We start from the raw sequence: 11329 nt of genomic DNA on the forward strand, positions 1-11329 counted from the left end.
AGCTGGACGTGTACTGACAGATAGAGGGGACGCAAGTGGACCGCCAGCAGGAGTTCGTGCTCCGCACGCTCGAGGAACGCGACATCCGGTTCATCCGGCTGTGGTTCACTGACGTGCTCGGTTTCCTCAAGTCAGTGGCCATCGCACCGGCCGAGCTCGAAGGCGCGTTCGCCGAGGGCATCGGTTTCGACGGCTCGGCCATCGAGGGTTTCGCGCGTGTCTACGAGTCCGACATGCTCGCCAAGCCCGACCCGGCCACGTTCCAGATCCTGCCCTGGCGCAGCGAGACGCCGGGCGCGGGCCGCATCTTCTGCGACATTCTGATGCCGGACGGCTCGCCGTCGCACGCCGACCCGCGCTGGGTGCTCAAGCGCACGCTCGCCAAGTGCGCCGACATGGGCTTCACCTTCTACACCCACCCGGAGATCGAGTTCTTCCTGCTGAAGAACCGTCCCGAGGCCGGCCAGCGGCCCGAGCCGATCGACTCCGGCGGCTACTTCGACCACACGCCGCACAGCGCGGGCCATGACTTCAGGCGCCAGGCGGTGCTGATGCTGGAGTCGATGGGCATCTCGGTGGAGTTCAGCCACCACGAGGGCGCCCCCGGCCAGCAGGAGATCGACCTGCGCTACGCCGACGCGCTGACCACGGCCGACAACATCATGACCTTCCGGCTGGTCATGAAGGAGGTGGCCCTGGAGCAGGGCATCTGGGCCTCCTTCATGCCCAAGCCGTTCACCGAGCACCCCGGCTCCGGCATGCACACCCACATGTCGCTGTTCGAGGGCGACCGCAACGCCTTCTACGAGGCCGGGTCCGAATACCGGCTGTCCAAGATCGGCCGCTCGTTCATCGCCGGGCTGCTCAAGCACGCCGCCGAGATCACCGCCATCACCAACCAGTGGGTCAACTCCTACAAGCGGCTCTGGGGCGGCGCGGAGGCCATCGCGGGGCAGGGCGGCGAGGCGCCCTCCTACGTGTGCTGGGGCCACAACAACCGCTCCGCCCTGGTCCGGGTGCCGATGTACAAGCCGCACAAGGGCGGCTCGACGCGGATCGAGTTCAGGTCGCTCGACTCGGCGTGCAACCCGTACCTCGCCTTCGCGCTGATCCTGGCCGCCGGTCTGAAGGGCATCGAGGAGAGCTACGAGCTGCCCGCCGCCGCCGAGGACAACGTGTGGACGCTGACCAGCGCCGAGCGGCGGGCCCTCGGCATCCAGCCGCTGCCCGGCTCCCTCAACGACGCCATCGCGGTGATGGAGCAGAGCGAGCTGGTGGCCGAGACGCTCGGGGAGCACGTCTTCGACTTCTTCCTGCGCAACAAGCGCGCGGAGTGGCGCGAATACCGGCGGCACGTCACCGAGTTCGAGCTCGGCCGCTACCTGCCGGTGCTCTAGACGCCTGCCTGAAACTCGCGGACCTCGATGGGCAGCAGGGCCACGGCCTCTGCCAGCTTGCGCGCCCATTCCAGGGCCGCCTCCATGTCGGGGGCCTGGATGATCGTGAAACCGCCGACGTGCTCCTTGCCCTCCGCGTAGGGGCCGTCGGTGGTGAGCGGCTCGCCGTCGCGCATCCGCACCACCCGGGCGTCGGAGGGTGGCCGGAGCGCGCCTGAGAAGACCCAGACGCCCGCGTCCCGCATCTCCTGCTCGACGGCGCCGAGGTCGCGGATGATCGGGTCCAGGATCTCGGGCGCGGGCGGGGGCCCGTCGGGCTGCTGCATGCTGAGCACGTACTGCTTCATGTGACCTTCCTTTCCGTCACCTCTCACACGAACGCGGTGCGGCCGTATCGACATCCGGCGCGGAAATTCTCATCGCGTGGGCGTCGGCGTCCGGTCGAACGCGATCTCCTGGAGCAGCCCGGCCTGGACCCGGTCGACGATGAACGCGCCGGCGGCGGGCCCGGGATCGCCGGACTTCACCCTGGCCGACAGGCTCTCCCACCTGCGCTGATGGCGCGCGAACGTCCTGGGCGCGACCACCCGGCCCCGGGCCACCTGCCCCGCCAGCGCCTCCTCCGCAGGCGCGTCGAGCAGGAGCAGGTGGAAGCTCGCGCGGTGCCTGCGGGCCAGCCAGGCGAAACCCCGCAGCACGTACGGCGCGCAGCCCCGGTTGTGGGCGATGATCGAGTGCCCCAGGGCCAGGGCGCGGCGGATGCGGCTCAGGTGGGTGACGAAGACCACGGCGCGGCGCAACGGGCCGGGGGCCCAGCCGAGCCGCTCGTTCCAGTGCTGCTTGGACTGGTAGGTGTCGATCACCACGACCGTGCCGACGGTGACGGGCAGGCTCTCCGCGCCGTGCAGCCCGTACAGGCGCCGCAGCAGCGTGGTCTTCCCCGCGCCCGGCAGCCCCGTCAAGATGACCAGCGACCCCGACGGAAACCGCAACCTCGCCGCCTGCACAGATCCACCCCCACTTCTGTCGTGTTGCTTACAGCTTCGCCAAGGTTGGCCCCGGACGCGCGCTTCGGATCGTCGGTTTGGTCACGGGGCGAGGGAAACCCGGGATAGGGTAAAGGGAACGCCTTGATCGGCCTCACTTCAGGGAAGCCTGGAGTGGGGCCGATTTTCGTTGCTTCTAACCTCCGAGTCACATCCCGGCGATGTGTGACGCATAGCGTGCTGGTGGGCGGGAAGTTTCGGGCCCCTTCGAGGCGTTATGTGGTGGTGTCGATCAGCCTCAGGACCCCGGAGATCTGGTGAAACCGGGCGTCCAGTAAAATCGGCCTGCTTCTATTGACATTTCTGGACTTGTCGCCGTATGTGGCGATATTGGAGGGTGTGGCATGACGACGTCTGCCCTGCAGACAGTGCTGACGGTTCCCGAGCGCTTCCGGGGCCCGGCGGGAGTCGCCAACGGCGGCTGGATCGCGGGCGCCATGGCTGAGGCGCTGAACGGAGGCCGATCGGCGGTCGAGGTCACGTTGCATGCGCCGACCCCTTTGCAAACCGAATTGCGCCTGGAGCACGTCGCCAACTCCGTCTCACTCTACGACGGCGACAAGCTGCTGGTCGAGGCCATCCCCGTGGCCGAGGACCTGGAGGGCCCGGGGTTCGTGGCGTTCAACGACGCCGCCCGCGCCGAGGCGGGGTTCGTGGGCCTGAAGGCGCACCCGTTCGCCGAGTGCTTCGCCTGCGGGCTGCGCGAGCCCGGTGACGGCCTGCGCATCTTCCCCGGCCCGGTGGAGGGCACGGACCTGGTGGCGGCCGGCTGGCGGGTGCCGTTCACGGTGACGGGCGAGGACGGCGTGCCCGCCTCGATCGTGGGCGCCGTGCTCGACTGCATCACCGGCTGGGCGCACTTCGGCCCGGGGGAGAGCGCGCTGCTCGGCCGCCTGGCCGTGCAGATCCACCGCCCGGTCTACCCCGGCGGCCGCTACTCCGTCGTGGCCCGCCCGACCGGCCGCGACGGCCGCAAGATGTACGGCCAGAGCGCCATCTACGAGGCGGACGGCACGCTGGTCGCCGCCGCCCGCGCCACCTGGATCGCTCCACGCTGACCTGCGGTCCCGGCGATCTCGGAGAACGGCCCCTGAGCACGGCTCGGGGGCCGTTCCGCATCCACGGGCGCGTTTTCAGGACGGGGTGGTGAGGTGGGTGACGATGGAGGAGACGCAGCGGTCGTCGAACAGGATCGTGTAGTGGTTGCAGTCCGGGATCACCTCGTCCCGCAGCCCCGGGAGGCGGGCGGCCCAGGGGCGGGCGAGGTCGTCGGGCAGCATGCCCACGTCCTGGTTGAGCAGGCCGCGCGGCGCCCGCAGGAGGGTGAGCGGTGACGTGATGGCGGTCAGGGCGGCGGCGATGGCCTCCGACTCCAGGCGCAGCCAGCGCCCGTCCTGCAGCACCGCCTCCGGGGCCACCCGCGACCTGAGCGCCCCGTCCGGCCCCGCCAGGTCATAGCGGACATACGCCTCCACGTCGGCGTTCCAGTGGCCGACGAAGGCCGGGTGCGCCTTGAAGAAGTCGACGTAGGCGTCCGCGCTGGGGAACGTCTGGCGCAGCCGGGCGAGCGCCGGCCCGAGCGTGGCCTCCATCGCCTCGTCGGCGTCCACCCCGGCGGGCAGCGGGGGGAAGGGCAGGCCGCCGTCCACCAGCACGACCCGCGCGAAGTCCCGCTCCGCGGCGGCCAGGGCGGCCACGTACGCGCCCATCGAGTGCCCCGTCAGCACCGCGTCCGGGCCCGCCCCCACGTGGTCGGCGACGCGCAGCACGTCCTCGGCGTGCCTCGGCAGCCCGTACGGCCCGGGCAGCGAGGCGCTGTGCCCGCGGCCGCGCAGGTCCATGGCGACCATCGACCACTCCTCGGGCAGCCGCCGCGCCACCGCGCCCCAGGCCATCAGGGAGGCCGTGATCCCGTGGACCGCGATGATCGTACGCGGTCCCGCGCCGAACCTGGCGATCCGCAGACCGCCGACATCGTCCAACTCGAAGCTCATGGTCGGAGCTTAGGGACGAACACCCCGCCCTGGCGATCGGCACCCACGGGGCCGAGTGTCGGGATTGTGGTGATATTCCGGATAATCCCTTGATATGCGTATTACCGTTGTTCAGCACGAGGACGAGGCCGGGCTCGGATACCTCGGTGACTGGCTGGGGCTGCCCTGTGACGTCGTCCGGCCGTACCTCGGCGAGGAGATCCCCGCGCGCCCGGCGGACGGGCTGATCGTGCTCGGCGGCGCGGCGGCCGCCTGGGAGGACGAGCGGAGCCCCTGGCAGCCCGCCACCCGCGACCTGCTGCGCCGGGCCGTGGACGAGGGCACGCCCACGCTGGCCATCTGCCTGGGAGCCCAGTTACTGACCATGGCCTGCGGCGGCACCGTCGAGCGGGGGACGAACGGGCTCGAAGTGGGCGCCTGCGAGGTGGTCGCGCTGCCCGCGGCCGCCGATGACCGGCTGCTGGCGGGGGTCGGTACGGCCGTGGCCGTCCAGTACCACCAGGACACGATCACGCGGCTGCCCGACGGCGCGGTGCCGCTGATGACCGGGGCGCAGTATCCGAACCAGGCCTACCGGCTCGGGGAGGCGGCGTGGGCGATCCAGTTCCACCCCGAGGCCACGCCGGAGATCTTCGCGTCCTGGACCGACGGGTCGGGACTGGACGCGGCCGAGGAGCTCAACACCGCGGTCAAGGCCGCCGAGAGCGCGCTCGTGGCCACTTGGCGGCCGGTGGCGGAGGCGTTCACGGAGGTCGTCAGGACCGGCGCCCGCGCCTGAACCACTGCCCACTCGGTCCCGTGGGCGCGGGGCCGGATCAGGGCGTGGACGCTGGCCGGCGCGACCGGGAGCGCGACCGGGAGCGGGGTCGGGTCAGGGCGCGGGCCGTGGTGCGGATGCCGGTCGGCGCGGCCGGGTGCGGGGTCGGGTCAGGGTGTGGGCGGCGGCGTGGATGCCGGCCAGCAGGATCGGGAGTGCGGCCAGGCCCGCCCAGGCCGCCGCCCCCGTCCGTACCGGCACGCCCTCGGCCCGCAGCCGCCGCCAGGCCCACACCGAGAACGGGATGACCACCACGGGCGCGGTCACCGCCCCCGGCGTGTACCCCCGCGTCACCGCCGCCTGCGCCAGGTGCATCACCCCGTGCGCCCCGAACCCCAGCAGCGCCGCCTGGAACACCGGGCTCCGCCCGCCCGTACGCGCCCCCAGCGCCGAGGCCCCCGCCATCACCCCGCCCATGAGCCCGACGGCCACGTTCACGTGCCGCTGCGAGACCTCCAGCCGCTCCCACGGCACCCACGGCAGCCGCTCCTCCAGCTGGGGCCGGGCCGAACGCGTCCAGCGCGCCATGGTCGCCAGCTCCTCCACGTCGTGCACCGCCCACGCGGCCAGCAGGCCCCACGTGACGGCAGAGGGCACCATCGTCGATCGCCTCCCAAGAATGCAACGCAACGTTGCGTTCCTATGCTACGGCTGAAGTCCTGTCAAGATGGAGGGGTGCCCAGGATCGAATCCACCGCCGCGCGGCTCGCCAGGCTCGGCTTCGTCGACGGTGCCAGGGCCGCCCAGCTGGTCCGGCAGGCCGGAGCCGAAGTGGAGGAGCTCATGGAGTTCCTGGTGGACGTGGCCGACCCCGACGAGGCGCTGGTCTCGCTGACCCGCCTGGCCGAGCGCGATCCCGCCGTGCTCGACGTCCTGCGCCGCGACGAGGCGCTGCGCACGAGGCTGCTGGCCGTCCTGGGCGTCAGCGCCGCGCTCGGCGACCACCTGGTGCGCCACCCGGGCCAGGTCGCGCTCCTGGCCGGCCCGCTGCCGGGCGACGCGCGGGCGGAGCTGCTGAAGGCGGTCGGCGCCCAGCCGGGGCAGGCCGCCACCGCCGAGCGCCCGCTGGAGGCGCTGCGCGTGGCCTACCGGGGCCGGCTGCTGCACCTGGCCGCCCGCGACCTCACGGGAGAGGCCACGCTGGCCGAGGTCATGGCGGAGCTGTCCGACCTCGCGGGCGCCGCGCTGGAGGCCGCGCTGGCCATCGCCCGGGCCGAGGTGGACGACGGCGAGGTACGCCTGGCGGTCATCGGCATGGGCAAATGCGGCGCCAGGGAGCTCAACTACATCAGCGACGTGGACGTGATCTTCGTGGCCGAGCCGCGCGAGGGCGCCGACGAGACCAAGGCGCTGCGCACCGCGACCCGGCTGGCCCAGGCCATGATGCGGGCCTGCTCCGCCACCACGTCCGAGGGTTCGCTGTGGGAGGTGGACGCGGGCCTGCGGCCGGAGGGCAGGTCGGGCCCGCTGGTGCGCACGCTCGGCAGCCACCTGGCCTACTACCGGCGCTGGGCCAAGACGTGGGAGTTCCAGGCGCTGCTCAAGGCCCGGCCGGTCGCGGGCGACCTGGAGCTCGGCTCTGCCTACGTCGAGGCGGTCAACGACCTGGTGTGGACGGCGGCCACGCGCGAGCACTTCGTCGAGGACGTGCAGGCCATGCGCCGCCGGGTCGAGGCCCACGTGCGCGCCGAGGGCGACCGCCAGCTCAAGCTGGGGCCGGGCGGGCTGCGCGACATCGAGTTCGCGGTGCAGCTGCTCCAGCTCGTCCACGGCAGGCTCGACCCGCTGCTGCGCCGCAGGGCCACGCTGCCCGCGCTGGCGGCGCTGTCCCGGGGCGGCTACGTCGGCCGCGACGACTCGCGCGGGCTGGCGGAGGCGTACTCGTACCTGCGTCAGATCGAGCACCTCCTGCAGCTCCACCGGCTGCGACGCACCCACCTCGTGCCCACGGACGAGTCCGACCTGCGCAGGCTGGGCCGCGCGCTCGGCATGCAGACCGACCCGGTGGGGGAGTTCACGGCGCGGTGGCGGCGGCACGCCATGGAGGCGCGGCGGCTGCACGAGAAGCTGTTCTACCGGCCGCTGCTCCAGGCCGTGTCGCGGCTGCAGGAGTCGGAGGCCCGGCTGTCGACCACGGCGGCCAAGGCCAGGCTCGAAGCGCTCGGCTACGTCGATCCGACCGGCGCGCTGCACCACATCGCCGCCCTCACCGCTGGCGTGTCCAGGCGGGCGGCCATCCAGCGCACCCTGCTGCCCGTCATGCTGGGGTGGTTCGCCGACACGCCCGACCCGGACGCGGCGCTGCTCGGGTTCCGGCAGGTCAGCGACAAGCTGGGCAGCACACCCTGGTACCTGCGGCTGCTGCGCGACGAGACCGCGGTGGCCTCCAGGATGTCGCGCGTGCTCGGCACCAGCCGCTACGCGACCGGCCTGATCATGAACGCGCCCGAGGCGGTCGCGATGCTGGGCTCGGACGACGAGCTCGCGGTGCGCTCCCGGGAGTCGCTGGCCGGCGAGGCCTCGGCGGCGGTCTCCAGGTACCAGGGCGACCCCGAGCCGGCCGTCGCGGCCGTGCGGGCGCTGCGGAGAAAAGAGCTGTTCCGTACGGCCGTGGCCGACATCTTCGGGCTCGTCGAGATCGAGGCGGTCGGCAGCGCCCTGTCGTCCCTGACGGACGTGACCCTCCAGGCCACCCTCGACGTCGCCCTCGCCAAGGTCCCGCAGGTCACGAGGTTCGCCGTCATCGCGATGGGCCGGCTCGGCGGCATGGAGAGCTCCTACGCGAGCGACGCCGACGTCATGTTCGTACACTCCCCGCTGCCGGGCGTGGCGGAGCGCGAGGCCACCGACGCCGCCTTCGCCGTGGCCAACGAGGTGCGCAGGCTGCTCTCGCTGCCGGCCCCCGACCCGCCCCTGATCATCGACCCCGACCTGCGTCCCGAGGGGCGCCAGGGCCCGCTGGTGCGGACGCTGGCCTCCTACCGGGCCTACTACGCGCGCTGGTCGTCGCCGTGGGAGTCGCAGGCGCTGCTGCGGGCCAGGTTCTCGGCGGGCGACGCGGCGCTGGGGCAGGAGTTCACCGCGATGGTCGACGAGCTGCGCTACCCGAAGGGCGGCCTGCACGACGACGCGGTCAGGGAGATCAGGCGGCTCAAGGCCCGCATGGAGGCCGAGCGCCTGCCGCGCGGCGCCGATCCCGGCCTGCACACCAAGCTGGGCCCCGGCGGGCTGTCCGACGTGGAGTGGGTGGCCCAGCTCCTGCAGCTGCGGTACGCGGGCACGCTGGCGTCCCTGCGCACCACCCGCACGCTCGACGCCCTGCGCGCGGCCGCGGCCGAGGGATTGCTCGCCCCGGCCGACGAGGCCGTGCTGGCCGAGGCGTGGCGCTTCGCCTCCCGGATCCGCGACGCGATCATGCTCGTCAAGGGCCGTCCGGGCGACAGCGTCCCGCGCGACTCGGGCGAGCGGAAGCTGGTCGCCCAGACGCTCGGCTACCCGCCGGACGGCTCGGAGGACTTCCTCGACGACTACCGCCGCGTGACCCGCCGCGCACGGCAAGTGGTGGACCGAGTCTTCTACGGGGCTTGATCGGCGGCGCGTACGGGTGTATCAAGGCCCGCGTGTTATCCGTTTATGTGGATTTGGCGCTGGGCCTCGTGGTGTCGTTCCTGCTGCTGTCGCTGCTGGTGAGCGGGCTCAACGAGGCGTTCGTGCGGGTGCTCGCCATCCGCAGCAAGTTCCTGTGGGCCTACCTCAGGGACACCATGGACGGGTCCGACGCGCAGGGCAGGTCGTGGCTGCCCGCCAAGGTGCGCGACGTCTTCGCGGCGCTGCCCTTCGTACGCGACCCCCGGCCCAAGCACAGCGACCAGCCCTCGCCCCCCGAGCCGGGGGAGCTGCCGGCGCAGGAGAGCAAGGCCGAGGACGCCATGGTCAACCTCCTCTACCAGCGGGTCCAGGGGATCGATCACCCGAAGAAGGGCCGTACCAGCATCTCGAACATCCCGCCGGCGCGCTTCGCGGTGGCCCTGATGGAGCTGGCGGCGGGGGAGCCGGACGGCGTCGAGGGGTTCCTGGAGAAGCTCAAGTCCATGCGCAGCCCGCTCTACGGCCACCTCAAGGGCGTGTGGGAGACCGCGCAGCGCGACCTCGACCGGTTCAGGCAGGGGGTGGAGAGCTGGTTCGACGGGGAGATGCAGCGGCTGTCCATGCTCTACAAGCGCTACGTCAAGTGGGTCGTGGCCGTGCTGGGCCTGGTCGTGACGCTGGTGTTCACGATGGACGGGCTGGAGTACGCCAAGACGCTGCTGCGCGACAACGCCTTCCGCGCCTCGGTGACGGCCGTGGCGGGGTCGGGGCCGGACGCGTACAACGAGCTCAAGGCACGCTGTACGGGCGGCGACCCGGTGCCGTGCGTCACCGAGACGCTCAGCCAGCCCGCGCTGGTCAAGATGCTCGACCATGCGCTGGTCAGCGTGTCGATCCCGGCGGAGGGCGACCCGTCCGTGCACTGGAACGGCGGCCTGTGGTGGCAGCGGATCACCACGCCCAGCCACTGGCCCGGCTTCCTGCTGACGTACGTGGCGCTGCTGTTCGGGGCGTCGTTCTGGTGGGACGTGCTGCGCCGCCTGACCGGGATCAGGAGCCGCCGCTGAGCCCGCCCCTGGCCGCCAGGGTGATCACGTCGGCCAGGTCCGCCAGCTCGCCGGGGTCGTCGGTGAGCCGGGCCGTGGCCAGCCGCAGGTGGTGCGTGGCGGCGGGGCCGATCACGTACCGGCTGCCGGCCGCCACGGAGATGCCGTGCGCGGCCAGCGTGACCAGCGCCGCCGACTCCTCGCGCACCGGCACCCACAGGACCAGCCCGTCGCCGCCGCCGGTGGGCACGCCGCGCTCGGCCAGCTCCGACTTCAGCCGCGCCCGCCGCCCGGCGTAGACCGTGCGGGCGTGCGCAACGCGCTCCCGCACCTCGGCGTCCCCGAGCAGGTGGGCCAGCGTGTCCTGCAGGATCCTGCTGGTCCAGCCGATGCCGAAGCTCCGCAGCACGCGCACCCGCTCGACCGCGTCCGCCGCCCCGCCGATGATCGCGATGCGCAGGTCGGGGCCGTGCGACTTGGAGTACGAGCGCACCAGCACCGTACGGTCCGGAAAGCGCGTCCCCATGCTCACCATCGGCGAGACGGACAGCTCGCCGATCCCGTCGTCCTCCACGATGAGCGTCGAGGTCGGCTCCAGCAGGGCGGCCAGCTCGGCCGAGCGCCCGGCGGTCACGGCGTGGCCGCAGGGCGACTGGCCGCGCGGCTGGTACACGAACGCCACCGGCCTGGCCCGCAGCGCCTTGGCCAGCGACTCGGGGACGGGCCCCTCCTCGTCGCAGGCCACCGGCACGATCTGGACGCCGATCGTCTCCAGGATGTCCAGCAGCCGGGCGGCGGTCGGCTCCTCGATCGCGATCCGGTCGCCGGGCAGCGCGGTCGTCTGGCAGAGCAGCTGCACCCCCTCGTACCCGCCGCCGACCGCGAGCCAGCCCCGCGCCGGGAACGGCCAGTCCGGCTCCACGGCGGCACGCAGCCGCGGCGTGATCGTCTCGCGGGCGTAGTCGTTGAGCCCCTCCGCGCCGGCCGCGGCGATCAGCGCGGCCTCCAGCGGCGGCAGCAGGGCCGGATCCGGGGAGGCGATGGCCAGGTCGATCGCCAGCCGGTCGCCCCAGTGGCCGATGCGCTCGTAACGGATGGGACGGGGCACGTCGGGCGGCCCGAGCACCACCGTGCCGCGGCGGCGATCGGTGTGGATCATCCCGTGCCGCCGCAGCTCCGACCACGCCTCCGCGACGGTCCCCGAGCTCACGCCCAGCTCCCTGGCCAGGCTGCGCACGGTCGGCAGGCGCGTCTGCGCGGTGACCGTGCCCTGCCTGATCAGATCGGTCAGGGCGGCGGCGATCCCGCGTGCGGTCGGCTCGCCGATGCGCTGCGCCAGCCAGGCGGATTCCACATGACCTCCTGTAAATCTTTGTTCAGCAACAAAGATCGTCTTGTGTGGGACGTTGCCTGAACATAAGGTTTCCAGCAATTCAAAGCA

Annotated in this window: 10 protein-coding genes; 5 read left to right on the forward strand and 5 right to left on the reverse strand. The window is 72.4% G+C overall.

Annotated features, from left to right (window positions below):
• Window positions 1-35: 35 nt before the first annotated feature.
• Window positions 36-1397: a type I glutamate--ammonia ligase gene (glnA, locus tag HD596_RS30950; protein WP_185072790.1), complete on the forward strand. Its 1362-nt coding sequence runs from the start codon at window positions 36-38 to the stop codon at window positions 1395-1397.
• Here glnA and HD596_RS30955 read toward each other — a convergent pair.
• Together HD596_RS30955 and HD596_RS30960 are read right to left on the reverse strand one after the other, a co-directional pair.
• Window positions 1394-1744, reverse strand: coding sequence for a YciI family protein (locus HD596_RS30955; protein WP_185072791.1), 351 nt, complete (start codon window positions 1742-1744; stop codon window positions 1394-1396). The two genes, glnA and HD596_RS30955, sit on opposite strands and share 4 nt — an antisense overlap.
• A 69-nt stretch (window positions 1745-1813) precedes the next feature.
• The gene (locus HD596_RS30960; RefSeq protein ID WP_221519598.1) at window positions 1814-2389 is read right to left on the reverse strand and encodes an AAA family ATPase; all 576 of its coding nucleotides are present in this window, start codon (window positions 2387-2389) and stop codon (window positions 1814-1816) included.
• A 398-nt stretch (window positions 2390-2787) separates the two neighbouring features.
• Here HD596_RS30960 and HD596_RS30965 point away from each other — a divergent pair, with 398 nt between their 5' ends.
• Window positions 2788-3501: a PaaI family thioesterase gene (locus HD596_RS30965; RefSeq protein WP_185072793.1), complete on the forward strand. Its 714-nt coding sequence runs from the start codon at window positions 2788-2790 to the stop codon at window positions 3499-3501.
• 75 nt (window positions 3502-3576) lie between these two features.
• Here the strand turns inward: HD596_RS30965 and HD596_RS30970 are convergent, their stop codons facing one another.
• Window positions 3577-4437 carry an alpha/beta hydrolase gene (locus HD596_RS30970; RefSeq protein ID WP_185072794.1) on the reverse strand — a complete coding sequence of 287 codons (861 nt, stop codon included), beginning with the start codon at window positions 4435-4437 and terminating at the stop codon, window positions 3577-3579.
• Window positions 4438-4531: 94 nt separating this feature from the next.
• Here HD596_RS30970 and HD596_RS30975 point away from each other — a divergent pair, with 94 nt between their 5' ends.
• The gene (locus HD596_RS30975; RefSeq protein ID WP_185072795.1) at window positions 4532-5215 is read left to right on the forward strand and encodes a type 1 glutamine amidotransferase; all 684 of its coding nucleotides are present in this window, start codon (window positions 4532-4534) and stop codon (window positions 5213-5215) included.
• A gap of 93 nt (window positions 5216-5308) precedes the next feature.
• On the opposite strand, the gene HD596_RS30980 is transcribed toward HD596_RS30975, so the two are convergent.
• The gene (locus tag HD596_RS30980; protein WP_185072796.1) at window positions 5309-5854 is read right to left on the reverse strand and encodes an HXXEE domain-containing protein; all 546 of its coding nucleotides are present in this window, start codon (window positions 5852-5854) and stop codon (window positions 5309-5311) included.
• A 42-nt stretch (window positions 5855-5896) separates the two neighbouring features.
• On the opposite strand from HD596_RS30980, the gene HD596_RS30985 reads away from it, so the two are divergent.
• Together HD596_RS30985 and HD596_RS30990 are read left to right on the forward strand one after the other, a co-directional pair.
• Entirely contained in the window at window positions 5897-8842 is a 2946-nt protein-coding gene (locus HD596_RS30985; protein WP_185072797.1) for a bifunctional [glutamine synthetase] adenylyltransferase/[glutamine synthetase]-adenylyl-L-tyrosine phosphorylase, read from the forward strand.
• A gap of 47 nt (window positions 8843-8889) precedes the next feature.
• Window positions 8890-9909: a hypothetical protein gene (locus HD596_RS30990; protein ID WP_313045210.1), complete on the forward strand. Its 1020-nt coding sequence runs from the start codon at window positions 8890-8892 to the stop codon at window positions 9907-9909.
• Here the strand turns inward: HD596_RS30990 and HD596_RS30995 are convergent.
• On the reverse strand, window positions 9893-11242 hold the full coding sequence (locus HD596_RS30995) for an aminotransferase-like domain-containing protein (RefSeq protein ID WP_185072799.1): 1350 nt from the start codon (window positions 11240-11242) through the stop codon (window positions 9893-9895). The genes HD596_RS30990 and HD596_RS30995 overlap by 17 nt on opposite strands.
• Between the last annotated feature and the right edge of the window lie 87 nt (window positions 11243-11329).

The sequence above is a fragment of the Nonomuraea jabiensis genome, assembly GCF_014204795.1.
In the GTDB taxonomy this organism is placed as follows: Bacteria; Actinomycetota; Actinomycetes; order Streptosporangiales; family Streptosporangiaceae; genus Nonomuraea; species Nonomuraea jabiensis.